Source organism: Mastigocoleus testarum BC008 (genome assembly GCF_001456025.1).
GTDB classification, from domain to species: Bacteria; Cyanobacteriota; Cyanobacteriia; order Cyanobacteriales; family Nostocaceae; genus Mastigocoleus; species Mastigocoleus testarum.
In genome coordinates, this window is sequence record NZ_LMTZ01000066.1 from 24,232 (window position 1) to 47,888 (window position 23,657).

The 23,657-nt window shown below is 36.4% G+C and carries 9 protein-coding genes; 6 read left to right on the forward strand and 3 right to left on the reverse strand.

Going from position 1 to position 23,657, the window contains the following annotated elements:
- The first annotated feature begins 103 nt into the window (after positions 1-103).
- Positions 104-1,183 (forward strand): class II fructose-bisphosphate aldolase, encoded by a 1,080-nt coding sequence (fba, locus tag BC008_RS10930; RefSeq protein ID WP_027846658.1) that lies wholly within the window; start codon positions 104-106, stop codon positions 1,181-1,183.
- A gap of 226 nt (positions 1,184-1,409) precedes the next feature.
- Here the strand turns inward: fba and BC008_RS10935 are convergent, their stop codons facing one another.
- The 3 genes from BC008_RS10935 to BC008_RS10945 all read right to left on the reverse strand — a co-directional run bounded on the left by BC008_RS10935 (position 1,410) and on the right by BC008_RS10945 (position 4,356).
- Positions 1,410-2,297, reverse strand: coding sequence for an SH3 domain-containing protein (locus BC008_RS10935; RefSeq protein ID WP_036268733.1), 888 nt, complete (start codon positions 2,295-2,297; stop codon positions 1,410-1,412).
- A gap of 593 nt (positions 2,298-2,890) precedes the next feature.
- Positions 2,891-3,703, reverse strand: coding sequence for a carbon-nitrogen hydrolase family protein (locus BC008_RS10940; RefSeq protein ID WP_027842676.1), 813 nt, complete (start codon positions 3,701-3,703; stop codon positions 2,891-2,893).
- Positions 3,704-3,975: 272 nt separating this feature from the next.
- Positions 3,976-4,356, reverse strand: coding sequence for a hypothetical protein (locus BC008_RS10945; protein WP_027842675.1), 381 nt, complete (start codon positions 4,354-4,356; stop codon positions 3,976-3,978).
- 646 nt (positions 4,357-5,002) lie between these two features.
- Here BC008_RS10945 and BC008_RS10950 point away from each other — a divergent pair.
- The 5 genes from BC008_RS10950 to BC008_RS10970 all read left to right on the forward strand — a co-directional run bounded on the left by BC008_RS10950 (position 5,003) and on the right by BC008_RS10970 (position 23,603).
- Entirely contained in the window at positions 5,003-10,528 is a 5,526-nt protein-coding gene (locus BC008_RS10950) for a trifunctional serine/threonine-protein kinase/ATP-binding protein/sensor histidine kinase (RefSeq protein WP_027842674.1), read from the forward strand.
- A 118-nt stretch (positions 10,529-10,646) separates the two neighbouring features.
- Complete coding sequence (locus BC008_RS10955; protein ID WP_027842673.1) at positions 10,647-16,292, forward strand: trifunctional serine/threonine-protein kinase/ATP-binding protein/sensor histidine kinase; 5,646 nt, start codon at positions 10,647-10,649, stop codon at positions 16,290-16,292.
- Between the two features lie 166 nt (positions 16,293-16,458).
- The gene (locus BC008_RS10960; protein ID WP_027842672.1) at positions 16,459-19,209 is read left to right on the forward strand and encodes a hybrid sensor histidine kinase/response regulator; all 2,751 of its coding nucleotides are present in this window, start codon (positions 16,459-16,461) and stop codon (positions 19,207-19,209) included.
- 405 nt (positions 19,210-19,614) lie between these two features.
- Positions 19,615-21,258 carry a response regulator gene (locus BC008_RS10965; protein WP_027842671.1) on the forward strand — a complete coding sequence of 548 codons (1,644 nt, stop codon included), beginning with the start codon at positions 19,615-19,617 and terminating at the stop codon, positions 21,256-21,258.
- Between the two features lie 38 nt (positions 21,259-21,296).
- Positions 21,297-23,603, forward strand: coding sequence for an ATP-binding protein (locus tag BC008_RS10970; protein ID WP_058183531.1), 2,307 nt, complete (start codon positions 21,297-21,299; stop codon positions 23,601-23,603).
- Positions 23,604-23,657 lie beyond the last annotated feature (54 nt).

The window sequence follows — 23,657 nt, forward strand, 5'->3', positions numbered from 1 at the left end:
ACTAGTTATAATTTCCTATAAGTTGAAAATTATCTTAAGATAAACTTAAGTATTACGCTCGTCTTATAAGGACTAGCTAATCACGACATTAGGAGGAATATTTATGGCGCTCGTACCAATGCGGTTGCTGTTAGACCACGCTGCGGAGAATGGTTACGGCATCCCGGCTTACAATGTCAACAACATGGAGCAGATCCAGGCAATTATGCAGGCTGCTAACGAAGCAGATAGTCCAGTAATCCTCCAAGCATCTCGCGGTGCTCGGAAGTATGCCGGAGAAAACTTCCTGCGTCATTTGATTTTAGCAGCAATCGAGACCTATCCACATCTTCCCGTTGCTATGCACCAGGATCATGGTAATAGCCCAGCGACTTGCTACTCTGCAATTCGCAATGGCTTTACCAGTGTGATGATGGATGGTTCCCTCGAAGCTGATGCTAAAACACCAGCAAGCTTTGAGTATAACGTCGCAGTCACCGCCGAAGTCGTGAAAGTGGCTCACTCGGTTGGTGTAAGTGTTGAAGGAGAATTAGGCTGTTTGGGTTCTCTGGAAACCATGCAAGGAGACAAGGAAGATGGACATGGTGCTGAAGGAGTTCTCACCAGAGAGCAACTACTTACCGACCCTGATGAAGCAGTTAGCTTTGTTGAGCAAACACAAGTTGATGCATTAGCAGTTGCAATCGGTACGAGCCATGGTGCTTACAAATTTACTCGTAAGCCCACTGGTGAAATTTTAGCAATCAGCCGAATTGAAGAAATTCACCGTCGTTTACCCAATACTCACCTCGTGATGCATGGTTCCTCTTCCGTGCCTCAAGAGTGGTTAGATATGATTAACCAGTACGGTGGTAAGATTCCTGAAACCTACGGCGTACCTGTTGAAGAAATTCAAAAGGGTATCAAGAGTGGTGTGAGAAAAGTTAACATCGATACTGATAACCGCTTAGCTATCACAGCGGCGTTTAGAGAAGCAGCAGCGAAAGATCCTTCTAACTTCGATCCTCGCCACTTCCTCAAGCCTTCAATCAAGTACATGAAGCAAGTTTGTCTCGATCGCTATCAAGCGTTTGGTACTGCTGGTAATGCTAGTAAGATTAAGCAAATCTCTCTAAATGATTTTGCAGAGAAGTATTCTAGCGGCGAACTTGATGCTATAACCAAGAAAACTGCTAAAGTTTAGCTTTCGCCGTACTTAGGTAGGTAGAGACACTCGATTGGTAGTGTTTCTACTTCATTGAGGATTTAAATCTAATATTTGAGCAAACCTGGAAATTTTGAAGTTCCCGGGTTTTTTGTTTTTTATTAAAGGGAACAGGAAACAGCGCAAATACCTCGTGCCTTTTCAAAGAAGTGCGGAAAAGAGTCAAGTCAGAATTTCCTGTTCCCAGTTCTCTATTCCCAGTTCTCTAAAACTTCAGTAAATCGCTACGAATCCAGCCTTGATTTCCTGAATCCTTAGATTCTACTTGAAACCAAGCATAGCCATCATCACTTCTCTTTTGTTGAAGAATTTTAACTAGATCGCCATTTTTGGCTGCATAGAGAATAGGAGACTGAATGGATGGATACAAACGAACATTAACTTTTTGTCCAGAAGTTTGGGTAGAAACAGATGCGGAAATGTTGGATATAGTTTCCCATCTCAATACAATTTTGGGCGAATCCTCTCGATCTGCTAAATATGCTCTTCCTGAAATCTTAGCTGTTGAAGATATTAAGCCACCTTTGATGTATTTATTACCACTAAATCGGGCCAATACGTATGTCGGTTGACCTAGATAATGTTTTTTACGTGGGAGAATCAAATTATGCCAGCCATTTGTTTTGCGATCGCTGACAATAATCGAACTCCCATATACACCACCGATCTGGGATACTAAGCGATAATTATTTCCTACTGGCTGAAAGATAAAAATATGACATTCATCAGAATTACACAACTCAAGATTTTCTAAATAAACAATAGCTTCTTTTTTACCATCACCATTTAGATCTACTTTGTTGTAGCTGTATTCTACACTTTCTTCTAAAGGAGTTATTACGTCTTCGTTTAATAGAGCTCTATCTAATCCATGTTCTCGTCTATTCTCAGAGGTGTAAGATGTGATGTTGAATTTTTGAGCGATAAGATTCTGTTCATGGAAAGAATTAATTGTATTTATTAAATCTTCTACTTTAAAATTTTGTTCAGTGTTACTACTAGTTACTGCTTGACTTGCTCGAACATTACCCAAGAAACTAGCTAGAACGCCCAGAGTAATAAACTTAGCCTTTGCAGATAACCTTAGAATCATGAAGTAATCGTAAAATAAATCACAATGTTATTTTATGTGTTAAAAAAAAAACAACAAGTATTCGTAACAACATTTATACAATCCTTTAACTTTAGTTACCAGTTAGTATTTATCACTGGACTTTTAAATAAATAGAGCTTAAACGAAGATAATGAGGAAAAAGTACTAAAAACTATCCCATATGCCGCTAAGAACGCGCGACATTTAGCTGTTAGCGGCTAGCGTAAGCCTACCGGACCCGCAGGTAAAGGCTCCGGATCCGTAGGTAGGCAGCTATAGTTATAGCCTCTAGCTATGGGTATTGCACCATGTGTTCACGTAGTGCCTTCAAAACGCGTGGCGTAGCCAAGTTCAGCAAAGCTGCCTCTTATACCAAATCCGATTTTTAAAACCCCTTTATATTTTTTGGGATTTCCCCCACACTTCTCACACCTCCCACACTTCCCTCTCTCATTCTAAAAAGGGGTAATTAACCCGGACTTAGTATTACAGGGGGCAAAGCTGCGGCGGCACGCAGCGCTATCACCGAGGGGAGGTTAGACTAGACGCCCATGTTCAGCTTTGTCTATATTTCTAGTAGGTATTTAAAATTTCTAGAATACACGATGTTGTAAACTAGGCATTTGTCTGCGTACCTGTTCAATTCTGGCAGGATTAATTTCAGCAATTGCAACTCCTGGTTTTTCACCAGCATCAGCTAAAACTATTCCCCAAGGATCGATAATCATCGCATGTCCGTGGGTTTGACGACGGGCATAGTTAATTCCTGTTTGGGCTGGAGCGATTACATAACAGGTATTTTCAATTGCGCGTGCTTGTAATAATACTTGCCAGTGGTCTTTGCCGGTAAAAGCAGTAAAGGCTGCCGGGACAAAAATAATATCCGTACCTTTTTCAGATAAGTGTCTGTATAATTCAGGGAAACGTACATCATAACAGACAGATAGTCCGATATTGCCAAGTGTTTCAGAAGAATAAACAGAAGGCAGTTCGGTCCCCGGCATTACTGTAATCGATTCTCGGTAGGTGTTACCATCAGGAACATTCACATCGAATAGATGAGCTTTTTGGTAGCGGGTTAGTTCTTGACCGTTAGGATCGATTAATAATGCTGTATTGAAAACTTTGTCTTTCCCTTCCACAGGTACCGGAAAACCACCACCCAATATGTTAACTTGATACCGCTGTGCCATTGTTTTGAGAAATTTCTCGGTTTCCCGAGCAATTGTTTCGGCTTGCGCTAGCTTCTTTTGATCTTCTCCCATAAAAGAAAAATTTTCTGGTAAGCCAACAAGTTGAGCGCCTTGACGAACTGCTATTTCAATTAATTCTTCCGCTTGTACCAAATTTTCTTTTAACTCAGGTACGCTGGTCATTTGAATGGCGGCGGCGAGATAAGACTTCATAGATCGAATAATTAAAGCGTGGAATATTCAAGAAATTATTCTTAGGACTTATGCCACCCAGGAAGCGTCCTAACAGAGGATGCTCTATCGAATATCAAGGGTTATATAAGGTTTTTGCTTCTCCCAAGCCCTCATATTTATTCGACTCTGTGCATAAGTCCCGATTATAAGAGAATATCCTTAATTTAGAAATTTTCCGAACTTGAAAATTGGGGATCGACAATCGGTACAGACAGACTACAAATTGTGAAGGAAAAATGAATAATTATAAATTAGTTATTCAAAGATTTAATTTTTCTGGTTACCTGATATTTTCTAGTGTCGTGATTTTCACTTCTATTTTCAATTTTTATGCGATTATCATTCGAAGAGTTCATATTTAATTCTGCTAATATATCTTGCTTGATTTTTTCCATCTCATCTCTTCTCACAAATTTTCTCACTTCAACAATTTGAGTATTATCCTTTAACAAAATATAAACAGTCAGAATTCCATATTCTTTACTCATTTCTTTTAGTCTCTCCAAACTACTTGGGATTCTGCTATTTGGTTGATAATCCCTTGAGTTGAAATGCTCAGTAGTTTGAAAATCAAAGCGAATAACTTTAATCGAATTTACTTCTACGAGATTATCTATGACTTCAATAAACATTATGTTAGCCTCCCGCGCTCCCTGTAGATTTGTATGGTATAATATCCACACTTAAACACTACAAAAGACTGCATTTATATTAATTTCTTCTACATCAACATACCTTATTTTGTTAACAGAGAAAATAAGGTATGTTGTAAATAAAAGTAACTATTTTGTTTAGATAAGTAGAGTTAATCAAAAATTTAATAGGAAGTGTTTTGATTTTGGGATGTATTTTAAAAATTAATTGATATCTGCAACTTACATAAAGTAGGTATTCATTCGAAATATCTGGGATAAAAATTGTTTCCTGTTAGGATTAATTTGCTTGTTATTATTCACCATCCGGTTTATGGGAATACTAGATTTCAGAAACAACAGCTAACAAAAGTAGTAGTTTGGGGTAAAGGTCTAGGGTTATTTGTGAGTTATTCAATAGTCTAAAAACATAGTGAGATGTGAATGTATCTTCCAAGCCAGAGGAAGGAACTGAATTTGAGATTGTATTTCCGCTCCAATGTGCACAGCTATTTTAATAAAGCCAAGCCAAATAGTGAGTGTTAACGAATATCTAATTTGTGGGAATCATAATGAGGTGTAGAATTACTGCGCACTGCTTCTATGAGAGAAGTACATGGCTAAGCTGCAACAAGGTAAAGCATAAATGAATATTGTGTGTCGTTCTCCGATTATTCCCGGATATCAAATTCGCGAACAACTTTATGCAGGTTCAAGAACAAAAGTATATCGAGCATTGCGAGAACAAGATTCCTTGGCTGTAGTTATAAAACTCCTCAACTCTGAATATCCAAGCTTCAACGAATTATTGCAATTTCGTAACCAGTATGCGATCGCCAAGAACCTCGATATTCCCGGTGTCATTCATCCTTTATCATTGGAAACTTTTGGTAATGGTTATATTCTAGTGATGGAAGATAAGGGGGAGATATCATTAGATGAATATATCAAAACCCACAGACTTTCCTTAGTTGAATTTTTGTCTTTAGGAATCCAGTTAGCTGATATTCTCCACAATCTTTACCAAAACAAGGTAATTCATAAAGACATCAAACCAGCAAATATTCTCATTGACCCCGAAACGAAACAGATTCAATTAATTGACTTTAGTATCGCTTCATTACTTACTAAAAAAACCCAAGAAATCAAAAGTCCTAATCTATTAGAAGGGACTCTGGCGTATATTTCTCCGGAACAAACAGGAAGAATGAACCGAGGGATAGACTACCGTAGCGATTTTTATTCCCTTGGAATAACCTTGTTTGAAATGCTCGCCGGACAGTTACCATTCATATCTGACGACCCGATGGATTTGGTACATTGTCATATCGCTCAACAGGCATTTAGAATATCAGACATTAAATCAGAGATACCAGAAGTCATCAGTGAAGTGATTAGTAAGCTGATGGCGAAAAATGCCGAAGATAGGTATCAAAGTGCTTTGGGGTTAAAGCACGATCTAGAGACTTGTTTGTACCAATTAAAGGATAGTGGTGAAATTAGATATTTTGAAATTGGTCAGCGGGATGTGTGCGATCATTTTTTAATTCCCGAAAAACTTTACGGACGGGAAGTGGAAGTTCAAGAATTATTAGACGCTTTCAAGCGTGTTACCAATGGTAGTTCAGAAATAATGTTGGTAGCTGGATTTTCGGGCGTTGGTAAAACTGCAGTAGTGAATGAAGTTCATAAACCAATGACCCACCAACGAGGTTACTTTATTCAAGGAAAGTTCAACCAGTTCAATCGCAATATTCCTTTTTCTGCCTTTGTCCAAGCCCTACGAGATTTGATGGGACAATTATTATCAGAATCAGATTCCCAACGACTCAGATGGTGTACTCAGATTTTAGAAGCTGTTGGTGAAAATGGCCAAGTTTTGATTGAAGTGATTCCAGAACTTGAAGCTCTAATTGGTAAACAACCACCTGTATCGGAACTATCGGGAGCAGCTGCACACAATAGATTTAATTTGTTATTCCAAAATTTTATTGCGGTTTTTGCAAAAGCCGATCATCCACTGGTGATATTTTTAGATGATTTGCAATGGAGTGATGCAGCTTCAATGGAGTCCATCAAAATTCTTATGAGCAATAGTCATCTGCTGCTGTTAGGAGCTTACCGGGACAATGAAGTCTCTTCCGTACATCCATTAATGGCCCTGTTAGAGAAGTTCAAACAAGCAGAAGTGGTCATTAATACAATTACTCTCCAATCTCTTAGCTTTGATGATACAAGTCGCTTAGTTGCTGATATCTTGAATTGTTCAACCCCGTGCACGGATAAGTCAGTTTCGGCGCGATCGCGTCCCCTTACTGAATTTATTTTTCGTAAGACACAAGGTAATCCCTTCTTCACGACACAGTTGCTCAAGGCTTTATATCAGAACGGAAATATTAAATTTAATCGCGATGACCACTATTGGGAATGGGATTTGACGCAAATCGATGCATTATTCCTTACCGATGATGTGGTGGAATTTATAGCTGCTCTATTACAGAAATTATCCCCAGAGACACAAAAGGTTCTTAAATTAGCAGCTTGTATTGGCAATCATTTCGATTTGGAAACATTGTCAATTGTTTATAAAAAATCATACTATCAAACTGCCAGAAATTTATGGGAATCACTGCAAGAAGGATTAGTAATACCTCAGGGTGAGATTTATAAATTTTTTTCAGATGATTTTTTTACATTTGAATTTGACACAGAAAAATATGTTAATCAAGAAAGGTCAGGGAAAATTTTTTACAAATTTCTACACGACCGAGTACAACAAGCTGTCTATACATTAATTGAAGATAATCAAAAGAAGTCAGTTCACCTAAATATTGGCCGTTTATTACTGTCAAATCTTCAGTGTAAATCTCAAGAAGAAAGACTATTTGAAATAGTAGATCATTTAAATTTGGGACACGAATTAATTACTGAAGAACGCGATATAATCGAACTGATAAAATTAAATATTCATGCAGGTGAGAAAGCCAAAAAATCAACAGCTTATGTTGCATTTAGAGATTATTTGAGAATTGCTCAAGAATATATTGGGAAGAGTGGATGGGATGATAACTATGAACTATCTTTCAATATTCATAGATTACTAGCAGAAGCTGAACAACTAAATGGTAATTTTCAGGAGTCAGAAAATTTAATATTATTATCCTTAGAAAAAGCACAAAAAAAATTAGAAAAAGCTGATTTATATAATCTTTTTATAATTCAATATACCATGATGGGTCAAGGTATCATGGCAGTAGATATTGGAAGAAAATCACTGCATTTATTCAAAATAAATTTACCGTCGACAGAAAATATTGAAAAATCTCTGCATAATTCTTTCCAGAATGTAACTTCAAAAATTCGAGATATTTCTTTTCAATCTTGGCTTGAATTACCAGAATCCACTGTTCCACAGCAAAGAATATGTCTTCAGTTATTAAATAGTCTTTTAGTCCCTTCTTATATCTCTCAACAAGAAAAGCTACATTTTTGGTTAGGGACGAAAATTGTAGAACTTTCTTATCAATATGGTACAGTGCCTGCTTCTGCTTACGGCTTTATTGTTTATGGAATGTTTTTAGGAACGGCTTTAGCTAATTATAAATTAGGGTACGATTTTGGATTATTGGGATTAAAATTGAGCAGAAAATATAACAAGTTAGATGATATTACCCAAGCTTGCTATATCTTTGGCAATAACGTCTATGCCTGGAATCAACCCCTCCAAGGAAGTGAGAAAATATTTGATGAGGGAATTCAAGCTGGACTAGCATCTGGAAATTTTCTATTTTTGGGCTATATTCTGATTTATAAGCTATTAAATCCATTTTATCAGGGAAAAAATTTAGAAGAAATTATATCTAATTTGCCAGAGTGTTTGTTATTTGTGCAAAAAAATAATCATCAGGTTGGAGAGGATTCAATCCTGGCACTCGATATGATAATAATGAACTTACTTGGACATACAAGTTCATTGGAATCATTCGATATTGATGGCTGCAGCGAACAAAAGTATCTAGAGAAATGTCAGAATAATCAAAGTACTTATGCACTCTGTCATTACTATATATTGAAGTCAATGTTGCTTTATTTATATGATAGAGTAACAGAATCCCTCTATTATTCTGAAGAAACAAAAAAAATAATTGCAGTCTTAGCCGCCAAATATCAGGTTGCAGTTCATATTTTTTATTATTCTCTAAATATTATCAGTCTTTATTCAAAAGCTTCAAAATCTCAACAAGAAAAATATTGGCATAAATTATCTGAGAACCAAGAAAAAATGAAACTTTGGGCAATGAATTGTCCAGAAAACTTCCAGCATAAATTTTTGTTGCTTGAGGCAGAAATAGCCCGTGTTACTGGGAAAAAAATCAAAGCAGTAAATTTATACGATCACGCCATTGGTAAAGCCAAAGAAAATAAATATCTTCAAGAAGAAGCTTTAGCTAACGAATTAGCAGCTAAATTTTACTTGAGTTGGGGTAAGGATAAAATTGCTGCGGTCTATATGCAAGGGGCCTGTTATTGTTACTCCCGTTGGGGTGCAAAGGCTAAAGTTGACCACTTAGAACAACAATACCCCTATCTGCTAGCAACTATCCTTAAGACTAATAACCTCAATATTAAAAATAGTGCAAACATAACTTCTACATCTATCGAAAATGTAATTAGAACTAGTAGCAGCCAGAATTTATCGTTAGATTTTCCGTCAGTAATGAAAGCAGCACAAGCTATTTCACAGGAAATTGAGTTAGAGAAACTGTTAACAACTTTAATGGAAACAGCGATCGCAAATGCTGGAGCCCAAAGCGGTCACCTTATTCTTTGTCAAGATGATAATCAATGGTTTGTAGTTATTCAAGCTGATAATAAACCTAAGCAAGTAAGTACATTTCAAGAGCAAGTACAAGGAGAACAGATACAGCATTTAGAAATCCCCCTCAAGCGATACCAGAAAATTCCCCAAAGTTTAATTGATTTGGTTAGATGCACCCAAAAAACAGCTGTTTTTGAAAACTTGAGTTCAGTAGTCCAATTTGCTGGCGACCACTATATAGTTACCCACAAACCCAAATCAGTTTTATGTATTCCAATTATTCGGCAAAAAAAACTCATCGGTATTTTATACCTAGAAAATAATTTGACCTTGGGTGCTTTTACTCTGGATCGAATCGAAATCCTTCAACTTTTGACTAGTCAAGCTGCAATCTCCATTGAAAATGCCCGGTTGTATCAGAAAACTGAAAATTATTCCCAAATTCTCAAATCCGAGGTGAAGCGAAAGACTCGAGCTTTGAACCAAAAAGCCCAGGATTTAGAACAAGCTTTGAGAACATTGCAGCGAACTCAAGCACAACTAATTCAAAATGAGAAAATGTCATCTTTGGGTCAATTAGTTGCAGGGATTGCTCACGAAATAAATAATCCCATTAGTTTTATTGAAGGTAATCTAAGTTATACAAAAAGTTATATCGAAGAAATGATAAGTTTGCTGGGACTTTATCAACAGGAATATCCCCAGCCAAGTTCGGTAATAAAAGGAAAGTGTGAGGAGATTGACCTGGATTTTCTATTTGAGGATGTGACTAAAATCATCAAATCTATGGAATCAGGTAGTAATCGCATCAAGCAAATAGTTTTGAGTTTACGTAACTTTTCTCGTTTGGATGAATCTGCAATTAAAGCAGTAGATATACACAGCGGGATTGAAAGTACTTTATTAATTTTACAAAATCGTTTGCAAGGTTCAGAAAATCAGAGAGAAATTAAAATAATCAAAGAATATTGTCATAATTTACCAAAAATAACCTGCTATCCCAGCGAACTCAATCAAGTTTTTCTCAATATCATCAATAATGCAATTGATGCGATTCGAGACAATACTCAAAGGGGTGAAAATCCAGAAATAGGGATTCGTACTAAAGCGATAGATGAAAAGTGGGTAAGTATAGGGATTGCTAATACAGACAGTACAATTCCAGTGAATATTCAAGAACGCATTTTTGAACCGTTTTTTACAACAAAAGCAGTTGGTCGGGGTACAGGTTTGGGGTTATTTGTGAGTTATTCAATAGTCCAAAAACATGGTGGAATTGTGAATGTATATTCCAAGCCAGATGAAGGAACTGAATTTGAGATTATACTTCCGCTCCAATGTGCACAGATCTGAGTTTCCAAGTATTGTTAGTAAACATATGTGTCATGGGAACACTAAAAAGGTGTAAATATGCTTCATCCAACTTCTTTTGGAGAAGTAATAGTCAAGCAGTAACAGAATTAAGGTATCAATGACTACCGTACTGTGTTCCCCAATTATTCCCAAATATCAAATTTGCGAACAACTCTATCAAGGTTCGAGAACAAAAGTATATCGAGCAATCCGAAAGCAAGATTCCTTACCTGTCGTCATCAAACTTCTTACCTCTGAATATCCTAGTTTTAACGAATTACTACAATTTCGTAATCAATATTTTATTACAAAAAAACTCAATGTTCCTGGCATAATTTCCCCTTTATCATTAGAAACCCATGGGAATGGTTATATCCTAGTGATGGAAGATAAAGGAGAAATATCTTTACGAGAATATATCAAAAATAATAATTTATCTCTTATAGAATTTTTATCAATTGCAATTCAGCTAACTGATATTCTCTACCAACTTTACCAAAACCTTATTATTCACAAAGATATTAAACCTGACAATATTTTAATTAATGCGAAAACAAAACAGGTTAAATTAATTGATTTTAGTATTGCATCTTTGTTATCAAAGGAAACCCAAGAAATAAAAAATCCCAATATTTTAGAAGGAACTCTCGCTTATCTTTCTCCAGAACAAACAGGAAGAATGAATCGAGGAATTGACTACCGTAGTGATTTTTATTCTTTAGGTATAACATTTTTTGAATTATTAACAGGAGAGTTACCATTCAAATCTGATGATGCAATGGAACTAGTGCATTGCCATATTGCACAAACTCTTCCTTCAATTGACAATGGTAATTTAGCAGCTAATGCTGAAAAGATCCCCCAGGTACTATCAGATATTGTCACCAAGTTGATGGCAAAAAATGCGGAAGATAGATATCAAACTGCTTTGGGGTTAAAGTATGATTTAGAAAACTGTTTGAAACAACTTCGAAGAACAGGAAAAATAAAAGACTTTCCAATTGCTCAAAAAGATGTTTGTGACCGATTTATTATTCCCGAAAAACTTTATGGTAGAGAAGCTGAAGTTAAAATATTATTGGAAGCATTTAACCGAGTTTCTGGGATAGAAAATAACTCTAATAACCATACTCTAGAAAAATATGCTAGTAGTTCTGAACCGAGCGACAGTCAATTAAAAAGCGAACTAATGCTAATCGCAGGTTTTTCTGGTATTGGGAAAACAGCGGTAGTCAAGGAAGTTCATAAACCTATAGTCAAACAACATGGCTATTTCATTAAAGGAAAATTCGACCAGTTCAATCGCAATATTCCTTTTTCTGCATTTGTGCAGGCGTTTCGGGATTTAATGGGGCAATTATTGAGTGAAAGTGATGCTCAATTATCAAGTTGGAAACATAAAATATTACAGGCATTAGGTGAGAATGGACAGGTAATTATTGAAGTTATTCCCGAACTAGAAAAAATAATTGGTAAACAACCTTCCGTACCAGAACTATCCGGTAGTGCAGTACAAAATCGGTTTAATTTATTATTTCAAAATTTCATTCAAGTATTCACTAGTAAAGAACATCCTTTAGTTATCTTTCTAGATGACTTACAGTGGGCAGATTCAGCATCTTTGAAGTTGATGCAATTACTTGTGGGTGAGTTAGAAACCAGTTATTTATTGATGATTGGTGCTTACCGAGATAATGAGGTTTTTTCCGCTCATCCATTAATTTTGACTTTAGATGGATTGAAGAAGACAGAGGCAAAAATTAATACAATTATCTTAAAACCTTTGAGTAAATCAAGTTTAACTCAATTGGTGGCAGATACTCTTAGCTGTAATCCTAAATTAGCCCAACCATTAACCGACATAGTTTACCAAAAAACCCAAGGCAATCCATTTTTTGCGACTCAATTTATCAAAGCACTATACGAGGATGGATTAATTTGCTTCGATTCTCAGGCAGGATACTGGCAATGTGATATTACTAAAGTACGAGAAGTAGGACTAACTGATGATGTAGTTGAGTTTATGGCTACTCAATTACAGAAACTTCCAACCGTAACTCAGGATATCTTGCAGTTAGCAGCTTGTATTAGCAATCAATTTGACTTAGCTACCCTAGCAATGATTTCAGATAAATCTGAAATTGAAGCGGCAGATGCTTTGTGGGAAGCTTTGCAATCGGGATTGATTGTGCCAGAAGGTGAAATGTATAAGTTTTATCTTAGGAATGATGGGGAATATCCACATACCAGCAACACCAAAAAAATCACCGAAAATGTATCTTACCGTTTTCTGCACGATCGCGTCCAACAAGCTGCTTATTCCCTAATTCCTGACAAGCAAAAACAAATAACCCACTACCACATTGGACAGATCCTCCTAGAAAGTATGTCTTCTGAAGCCAGAGAAGACCGGATTTTTGAACTAGTTAATCAATTGAATCATGGAACTGCTTTAATTATTGACGAAAAAGAGCTAGATGAATTAATCCGACTCAACCTCCAAGCTTGTCGCAAAGCTAGGAATGCTAGTGCCTATCAAGCTGGTCTTGAATATGCCAAGATTGGATTATCTTTGTTGGGGGACAAGGTTTGGCAGGGGCAGATTATTCCATTATCTTCATCTATGGATAACCCTGGAAATATCCCATTAACGGAAGATTCCACGATCAAAGAAGGAAAGTATGAAGAGAGTCTAGAATTTCATGAACTCGCTGCTGAATTGGCTTTTCTTTGCGGTGAATTCGAGGTAATGGAACAATTGATTGAGGCGGTCATCAAACATGCCGAATCAATACTAGAACAGGTTAATATTTACTTAATTCGAATTCAGGCAAATATTTCCCAGAATAAATTGACCAAAGCTATTGCGATCGCACAAGAGTTATTGCAACAGTTGGGTGTTAGTTTTCCGGAAACAATTACCCATAAAGAAATTCAAAATACGATTGCAGATATTGATAAACTAATCGACGGTCGAAAAATTGAAGATTTTGCTCATCTTCCAGTCATGAGCGAGCAAGAAAAAATAGCTATTGTTAGGGTTGCTAATAGTGTCATACCTATTGCTTGTATCTGTGGTTCTCCTTTGTATCCATTACTAGTTGTACTGTCAGTCAAACTATCGATTCAATATGGGAATATATCAGCTTCATCTGTTGCCTATGCTAGCTATGGCATTATTGCTTGTACACTCAAACAGGATGTTGATACAGGAGTAAAATTTGGTCAGTTAGCTCTTCAGGTTTTCTCGCAACTGGATGCTAAAGCCATCAAACCTGCGATATTTAATGCAATGGGGTTATTTATCCTACACCGTAAATCCCATCTTAAAGAAACATTACCGCTTCTGCAAGAGGGTTACAAAGTTGCACTCGAAGTTGGAAACCAGGAAATGGCAGGATATAATGCCAAAGCTATTTGTTTTCATTCTTTTTGGTGCAGTCAAACCCTTGGAGACCTAGAGCAAGAAACTCGCGCTTACTGCAATGGTTTGGTGAAATTGAATCAATTAGCTACTGCTGGTTGGTGTCAAATTTATTGGCAAACTATTTTAAATTTGTTGGGTCGTGGAGGACAGACAGCGAATATTTTGTCTGGAGAAGCCCTCCAAGAAGGAGAATTTTTACCTCTGCTAGTAGAAGCCCATGACTTTTTTGGATTATTTATATTCAATTTATACAAACTGATGCTTTGTTATTTGTTTGGGGAAATTGAAGCTGCTCAAAATCATGCAATTGAAGTCAGGCGCTATTTACTTGCTGCAGTTGGAATGGTTGCGGAACCAGCGTTTTATTTCTATGATTCTTTGAGTATTTTAGCTACTTTAAGTTCAGAATTGGAACATAAACCAGAGGTGTTTGTGCAGATAGAAGAAAATCAGACCCAATTGCATCAACAATGGGCACGCTATGCTCCTATGAATCACCAACATAAGGTAGATTTGGTAGAAGCAGAAAAATGCCGAGTCTTAGGACAAAAAGCAGAAGCGATTGATTTATATGACAAAGCAATATCCGGAGCTAAAGCCAATCACTACCTTCAGGAAGAAGCAATAGCTAAAGAGTTGGCGGCTAAATTTTACCTCGACTGGGGTAAAGAGAGAATAGCTGCAGATTATATGCAAGAAGCTTACTATTCCTATGCTCTTTGGGGAGCTAAAGCCAAAACTGATGACTTAGAAAAATGCTATCCCCAATTACTTGTCCCCATATTACGAAAGCAACATAATCAAATTAGATCGAGTGAAGCTACTTTCGAGCAGGGTAATCTATCTTCTTTTATCAATCAAACTCTTCAAACAACCTATTCAAGCAGTAGCACTATTTCCCAAGCTCTAGATTTTGCTACAGTGCTTAAAGCTTCACAAGCATTATCAAGTGAAATTCATACAGAAAAATTAATTTCTAAGTTAATGCAAGTGGTAATGGAAAATGCTGGGGCGCTCAAATCTGCTTTAATATTGCTCAAAGATAGCACTGCTATTCTCAAAGCATTAGCTACCCCTGAGCGGGGTGTAGAATTAGTAAACATACCATATCAAGAAAGTACAGATATTCCTACGACAGTACTTAACAATGTCAAACGTAGCTTAAAAATAGTGGTATTAGATGATGCTATACAACAAAACGATTTTTTGGCTGATTCATACTTAAGACAGCAACAACCTAAGAGTCTACTTTGTATGCCAATTTTGAATCAAAGTAAATTAATTGGGTTGTTATATCTAGAAAATAAATTAACTACTGGCGCATTTACACGGGATCGTGTTTCAGTTTTGAATTTGCTTATAACCCAAGTAGCAATTTCCCTAGAAAATGCCCAACTTTATGGCAAATTAGAAGACTATTCCCATACCTTAGAACAAAAAGTTAGCCAGCGTACCCTTCAACTAACACAAAAAGCAACTGAATTAGAGTCTACCCTAGAAAAACTTTACTCGACTCAAGCCCAACTTATTCAAGCTGAAAAAATGTCTGGTTTGGGGCAATTAGTTGCTGGTATTGCTCACGAAATTAATAATCCGATCAACTTTATTTACGGTAATCTGACCCCAGCAACTGAATATGTAGAGTCATTAATTGAATTAATTCATTTGTACCAAATATCCTATCCTCAGCCTTTACCAACCATTCAATCAAAAATTGCAGATATAGAACTGGATTTTTTGATTGATGATTTACCAAAACTGCTTGCTTCGATGGGAATAGGGGCACGGCGTATCAGTGAAATTGTTCTTTCATTGCGGAACTTTTCTCGCTTAGATGAAGCAGAAATGAAACCCGTCGACATTCACTCCGGAATTGATAGCACTCTTTTAATTCTGCAACATCAATTTACTTCAAATTCCCAACATGCAGAAATTGAAATCATTAAAAAGTACAAGCAAATTCCAAGAGTATACTGTTATGCTTCTGAATTAAATCAAGTATTTATGCATGTTATCAGTAATGCAATAGGTGCTTTGCTCCAAAAAATGGAGAATACCTCAAACTTTGATAAACCAAGAATTACTATTTGCACTTCACTTAAGGAGGACAGTAAGGTATTAATTAGTATTGCTGACAATGGTATTGGTATAAATAAGGCTATTTTAAATAAAATATTCGATCCATTTTTTACTACAAAGCCTGTTGGTAATGGCAAGGGTTTAGGACTATCAATTAGCTATTCAATTGTGGTAGAAAAACATGGTGGTAATTTGAGTTGTATTTCATCACCTTCAGAGGGAACAGAGTTTCTAATTGAGTTACCTCTCAAACAATAAAATACACAAACATATTTAATTTAATTTAATTTAATTTAAGCTTTTGGTAAATAAACCAAAATTGGATTAGCACAATTAACAGAATTACTTCCAATAATACCAATAATAATCGATGAAATATCAAATCATTTAGCCAAAAAATGTAAGTTTTTATGGGTAAAAATTTATGAATCGTTCTAAAAAAATATCTTTGCGACTATTGCTAGTTTTACCCTTTATTCTCCAAGTTTTCGCTGCCGTGACATTAACGGGGTGGTTATCCCTCAGAAATGGACAAAAGGCAGTTAATGAAGTTGCAGGTCAACTCAGAACTGAAGTAAGCGATCGCATTAAGCAAAGAGTTTTTACTTACCTCAACGATCCCCATCTGGTTAATGCTGTGATTGCTGAGGCTATGGAAGAAGGTCTGGTAGATATTAAAGATTTACCTGCCCTAGAGCGATATTTCTGGCGATTGGTAGATAAAAGAATTGTTAATTATCTTCAGTTTGGTAGTGCAGAAGGAAATGTTGTTGCAGTTGAACGCTGGAAAGATAATAAATTAGTAGCTAGATATCGAGATCCTTCCACTGCGCCGATTCGCGAGGTATACAGCCTCGATAGCAAAGGAAACCGTATCAAACTGATAAAGTCTAAAAAATACGATCCTCGAACTCGTCCATGGTACATCAGTACAGTTAAAGCTAACGGTCCTTTTTGGAGTCCATTTTATTCACGAGCAGCAACAAAAACTAAGGATCCTGTAGTTGCAACTTCACCTACTCACCCTATTTATGATAAATCTGGAAAACTGTTAGGGATTGTTCATAATCTCTTTGAAGTTGGTCAAATACGTGATTTTTTAGCAAGTATCAAAATTGGTCGTAGGGGACAAACCATTATTATTGAAAGAAATGGCAATATGGTTGCTAGTTCAAAGATTAAACAACCATATATTGTAAAGGGTAAGAAAGTTGGCAGAATAAACGCTGTAGATTCCAAAGATCCTATTATTAGCGCTACAGCTAAGTATTTATTTCAATACTTTGGTAACCTTAAAAATATCCAAAAAAGTCACCAATTAGAATTTGATTTTCAAGGTGAACGTCAGTTTATTGAGATATTACCTATTAATGATGGGCGAGGTATTGATTGGCTGAGTGTGGTTGTTGTTCCTGAATCTGATTTTATGGAACAAATTAATGCTAATACACGTACGACCATTTTATTGTGTTTTGCTGCTCTGGCTGTTGCCAGTATCTTGGGTATTTTTACTTCACGTTGGATTACAAAACCGATTTTGATCTTGAGTCAAGCTTCAGAAGCGATCGCTGCAGGTAAGCTAGATCAAAATGTTGGTAAATCCCAAGTCAACGAGATTGACATATTAGCCCAGTCTTTCAATCGCATGGCAAGCCAATTGAAATCTGCGTTTAGTGAACTGCACCACAGCAAGGAAGTGTTAGAACAACGGGTCGAAAAACGCACTCAAGAATTAAAAATAGCTAAAGAATCCGCAGATGCAGCCAACCAAGCAAAGAGCGAATTCCTTGCCAATATGAGTCATGAGCTGCGAACTCCTCTCAACGGTATTTTAGGCTATGCCCAAATTCTTAGTCGTGTCAAAACTTTTTCTGAAAAGGAACGGCATGGTGTCGGTATTATCCAACAATGTGGTACACATTTGCTGACTCTGATTAACGATATCCTCGACCTTTCTAAAATCGAAGCCCGTAAGTTGGAGGTTATTCCTAAAGCACTATACTTTCCCTCTTTACTCCAAGGTGTTGTGGAAATTTGTCGGATCCGAGCTGAGCAGAAAGGGATAGATTTTATCTATCAGCCAGATCCTAATCTACCTGAGGGAATTTACACCGATGAAAAACGATTACGTCAGGTGTTAATTAATCTTTTGAGTAATGCAATAAAGTTTACCCATCAAGGTTCCGTGAGCTTCAAAGTCGAAATAACTCAAAAACTCGAAACTAATTCACAGTATATTAACTTTCAAGTTGAGGATACGGGAGTAGGAATCTCCTCTAGCGAGCTAGAACAAATATTCCGACCATTTGAACAAGTTGGTGAGCGGTGTTCTCGCTCAGAGGGTACAGGTCTTGGTTTAGCCATTAGTCAAAGAATCGTTGAATTGATGGGTAGTAAAATTCAAGTTACTAGCCAAGTTGGAGTTGGTAGTAGTTTTAACTTTGAAATTGGCTTAAAACTTGCTGAAAATTGGACACAGCAACTGTCAATTAACCGCAGTCAAAAAATCATAGGTTATAACGGATCGCCTCGTCATTTACTAATTGTTGATGACAGATGGGAAAATCGTTCAGTTTTGATGGAATTACTCAAGCCACTGGGATTTGAAATTAGTGAAGCAGAAAATGGTAGAGAAGCTTTGGTTAAAGCTAAACAGCAGCAATTTGATTTGATTATAACTGACATCATGATGCCAGTAATGGATGGTTTTGAGATGCTCAAGCAATTACGTAATGATGAAGATATCAAACATTTAACTGTGATTGTTTCTTCAGCATCGGTATCAGAATCGGATCAAAATAAAAGCTTAGATGCAGGTGGTGATGATTTCATACCTAAACCTGTTAATGCTGAAGATTTATTTTCGTTATTATCTAAGCATCTCCAATTAAATTGGATCTATGAGGAAAATGAGGTGGAATTCAATTCTATCATCAGCGAAGATGAAGATGATGATGCACTACTTACTGCACCTCCATCGGAGGATTTACAAATACTACTAGATTTAGTCCAAAATGGTTTGTTGCTTAAATTAAGTAAAACTGCCGAACAAATGGGAAAAAATAGCGATCGCTATTTGCCATTTACAAAAAAAATTGCAGAGTTAGCTAAGCAATTTCAAGTAGAAAAACTTGAGATATTATTACAGAAATATATTAACTTGGAAAAATCCTAAAGCTATTCTAATTCAAAATATCAGGGGTTTACTTATAATTTTATCGGGAGTAATAAGATTCAATTTCTGGCTATTGTTAGCAGTTATGTAGTTTATGGGAACAATTAGAGAGTATAGCAACCCTAAATGAATCATGAATGAAATTTTAGTATTAGTAACAAATAGTACTATTATCTTACTCAGTAGCTAATAAGGAGTGAGATAATAGTACTAAATATTTATATATTATTATTTCTCACAAATGATTTAGGATTACTATATAAAGTTGTAAAACTATTGAATAAAATTGAATATAATAAAACCGAAAACTTATTTTAAAATCAAAAAATTAAAAAACAAGCTTATTATAAATAAACTTATTTCAAAGCAAATTTATATTTAATAACTCTTAAATTTATCTAAATTATGACTACAGAATTAATAGAATCAACTGGACTGATATTGATAGTTGATGATATTCCGACTAATCTAGATGTCCTTTCTGAAACCCTCAGTGCGGTGGGCTACGATGTGGCGATCGCTATTAGTGGACAGCGAGCCCTGAAACAATTAGAGCGTAAATTACCAGACTTAATTTTACTGGATATAAAAATGCCTGATATGGATGGTTTTGAAATCTGTGAAAAAATCAAAGCAAATCCCAGAACATCTAATATTCCTGTTATTTTTATGACAGCTTTAACGGACCTAGAGAGCAAAATGAAAGGATTTCAACTAGGGGCGTTAGACTATATTACCAAGCCATTTCAAGAACAAGAAGTATTTGCCAGAATCAAAACTCATCTACAGTTAAGAAGACTAACTCAAGACTTAGAAAAACAAGTTGCTCTTAAGGTCGTTTCATTACAGCAAGCCAAGCAAGCAGCAGAAGAAGCGAATATTGCCAAGAGCCAATTTCTTGCTAACATGAGTCACGAACTTCGTACTCCCCTCAACGCAATTTTAGGGATGACTGAAGGACTACAGGAGGGAGTTTTTGGTGAAATTAATCAGCAACAAATCAAAGCTCTACAAACTATAGAACGTAGTGGCTCCCATCTCCTGGAGTTAATTAATGAAATTCTCGATGTTGCTAAAATTGAGTCGGGTCAGCTAGAGCTAGATTTGACACCCACAGCTATAGGTCCACTATGCCAATCAAGTCTGACTTTTATCAAACAACAAGCTCTAAAAAAATCCATCCAATTGGAAATTAAACAATCCTTTCATTTACCTGAAATATCCGCAGACCAACGACGTATCCGTCAAGTATTAATCAATCTCCTTAGTAATGCAGTCAAGTTTACTTCGGAAGGGGGACGCATTACATTAGAGGTTAGTCTTCATCAGGGTATTGCTGACCCATATATGGCCAATTCCTTGCCTCAAACTTACTTACGAATAGCAGTAATTGATACAGGTATTGGTATTGCCCCAGAACATATCAAGAAATTATTTCAGCCTTTCGTTCAAATCGATAGCGCTTTAAATCGAAAATATGACGGAACAGGCTTGGGTCTTGCACTTGTTAAACGCATTGTTGAACTTCATGGAGGACATGTGGGAGTAACTAGTGAGGTGGGAATTGGTAGTTGTTTTACACTCGACCTACCCTGTAATAACACTTCTATACAATCTTTTACTAATCTAGAAAATTCTAACAGTAGTAGTTTAGGATTCCGCCAGCCCGAAGAGGAACTATCTTCCTTAATTTTGTTAGCTGAAGATAATGAAGCGAATATTAATACTATTGCCAGTTATCTAAAAGCTAAGGGTTATCGCCTTGTTTTGGCAAGAAACGGACGGGAAGCAGTTACTTTAGCCCGTTCGGAAGTCCCAAATTTGATTCTGATGGATATTCAAATGCCAGAAATGGACGGTCTAGAAGCTATGGAACATATTCGTTGCGAACCCGATCTAATCGATGTACCAATTATTGCTCTCACAGCCTTAGCCATGAACGGCGATCGAGAACGCTGTCTCGCTGCTGGAGCCAATGATTATCTCAGTAAACCCATCAAGTTGAAAAATCTCCTCAACAGCATTCAGCAATTGTTATCAAGTAATTAATTGAATATGGAAAAGCAACTTCTAGTAGGTAATTGGATATGAAAATTAAAAACAAGATTATCTACGGTTACGCACTTGCTTTGGGAATAGCTGTCTTGGGAACAGGAACGGGATTATTCGTAGGTAACTATTATCAACAACAAGCATTACGAGAACGACAAAATGCTTCTCAGCAAAGAAAGCTTCTGAGTACATTGGAAGTCGATATTTTATATAATCGTCCAACTAAGCAACTGGTACCCCATCTAAAAAAACCTCAAGCTTTTCATCGGGAAGGTATGAAGCTTATTCAACGAATTGATAAAATTCAGAACACCTTGGCTATCTACAATCAATTCGGAAAATCTTCTACTCTAAAAGGTTTACAACCACTACTTGATGATTATGCAATAACTGTTGAAAAGTTTGCACAGCAATTACGATATTTTGTTCCCAAGGTTAATACCTTATTACTTGCTTCACCAAATAATAGCCAAAAAGCAGAAAAAAATGTCTTAAATTTGGTAAAAAGTAAGGAATTTACAGATTTTATTGAATTTCCCGATCGATTAACAGAGTTTTATGAATTAGCGGAAAAACAGGAAAATACTGCTGAAATTAGTTTGCTAAAAGCTGAAGCAATTCGTACTCAAATTATTATTGCAGGTTTGAGCATCTCAATTGCGATCGCTATTTTCCTTGCCTTACATATTAGTAGAACGATAGCTCAACCAATTCAAACTTTAAATAAAATCGCCTTACAAGTCACAAGAGAAGCTAACTTTGATCTGCAAGCACCCATTGAGACCAAAGATGAAGTTGGATTATTAGCTTCTTCCTTTAATCAACTGATTCATTGTGTCAACCAACTTTTACAGGAACAGCAAATCTATACCAAAAAACTCGAACAAGCAAAAGAGAGCGCCGATGAAGCTAATCAAGCTAAGAGCGAATTTTTAGCTAATATGAGTCACGAGCTTCGTACTCCCCTCAATGGTATTTTAGGTTATGCACAAATTCTTCGTCGTTCTAAAGCAGTAAAAGAAAAAGAACGTCATGGCGTTCAAATAATTTATCAATGTGGCTCCCATTTGCTGACATTAATTAATGATATTTTAGATTTATCCAAAATCGAAGCTCGCAAACTAGACCTTGAACTCAAACAAATTCACCTTCCCTCTTTCTTGCAAGGAGTTGTGGAAATTTTTCGCGTGCGCTCTGATAAAAAAGGTATTGAATTTATTTACCAACCCGATGATAACTTGCCCACAAGTATCTTAGGAGACGAAAAACGACTGCGCCAGGTATTAATAAATCTTTTAAGCAACGCCATCAAATTTACTACGAAAGGTAGTGTAACATTTACAGTTGAGCTTGTGGATAGATGTGCAGGAGAAACACAACAACCTATCGCCTCGATTCGGTTTCAAGTGGAAGATACGGGAATTGGTATAGCTCCTTATGAACTAGAACAAATCTTTCAGCCTTTTGAGCAAGTCGGCGATAAAAAACGTCGTGCAGAGGGTACAGGTTTAGGTTTGGCGATTAGTCAAAGAATCATTGAACTAATGAATAGCAAAATTCAAGTTCAGAGTGAATTAGGTGTAGGTAGTAATTTTAACTTTGAAGTGGGCTTAGCAATTTTTCATGACTGGGAACAACAGATTTCAGTAAGCAATGGGCTACAAATTATTGGTTATGAAGGTCCACCTTACCATCTTTTAATTGTTGATGACCGATGGGAGAATCGCTCAGTGTTGGTGGAGTTACTAAAACCCCTTGGCTTTGAGGTTACCGAAGCAGAAAACGGTCAAGAAGCATTAATGAAAGCTAGACGACAACGTTTTGATTTAATACTAACTGACATTATGATGCCGGTAATGAATGGCTTTGAAATGCTAAAACATTTACGCAGTGAAGATAGTATTAAAGATTTAACTGTCATTATCTCATCAGCATCGGTCTCAGATATGGATAGACAGATGAGCTTAGATGCAGGTGGTAATGATTTTCTACCCAAACCAATCCATACAGAGGATTTATTGACCCTGCTGTCTCAACACTTACGGTTGAATTGGATACATAGTAAAGATGAGAGATATTATACTGCTATTTTCAGTAAAGATGATGATGAGCTAATTGTACCTCCCTCTGAAGATTTACAAATATTATTAGAGTTAGCACAAGATGGTTTGCTATTGAAGCTAGGGAAAATGGTTGACCAAATAGGTCAAAAGAGCGAACGCTATTTACCTTTTACTGAGAAAGTTTCGGAGCTAGCAAAGGAATTTGAAGCAGATAAAATCGAGATACTTATTCAAAAATATCTTTCCCTTGAAAAACCTTTAAATTCTCTCAAATCATGAACACAGAATTGATAGGGCTTATCTAGTTGCTATTAATTGCAAGTATCTATTTTA

Bases quoted from the DNA above. Each gene is read 5' to 3' on its own strand.
- fba (WP_027846658.1), top strand. From the start codon at position 104: ATGGCGCTCGTACCAATGCGGTTGCTGTTAGACCACGCTGCGGAGAAT.
- BC008_RS10935 (WP_036268733.1), bottom strand. From the start codon at position 2,297: ATGATTCTAAGGTTATCTGCAAAGGCTAAGTTTATTACTCTGGGCGTT.
- BC008_RS10940 (WP_027842676.1), bottom strand. From the start codon at position 3,703: ATGAAGTCTTATCTCGCCGCCGCCATTCAAATGACCAGCGTACCTGAG.
- BC008_RS10945 (WP_027842675.1), bottom strand. From the start codon at position 4,356: ATGTTTATTGAAGTCATAGATAATCTCGTAGAAGTAAATTCGATTAAA.
- BC008_RS10950 (WP_027842674.1), top strand. From the start codon at position 5,003: ATGAATATTGTGTGTCGTTCTCCGATTATTCCCGGATATCAAATTCGC.
- BC008_RS10955 (WP_027842673.1), top strand. From the start codon at position 10,647: ATGACTACCGTACTGTGTTCCCCAATTATTCCCAAATATCAAATTTGC.
- BC008_RS10960 (WP_027842672.1), top strand. From the start codon at position 16,459: ATGAATCGTTCTAAAAAAATATCTTTGCGACTATTGCTAGTTTTACCC.
- BC008_RS10965 (WP_027842671.1), top strand. From the start codon at position 19,615: ATGACTACAGAATTAATAGAATCAACTGGACTGATATTGATAGTTGAT.
- BC008_RS10970 (WP_058183531.1), top strand. From the start codon at position 21,297: ATGAAAATTAAAAACAAGATTATCTACGGTTACGCACTTGCTTTGGGA.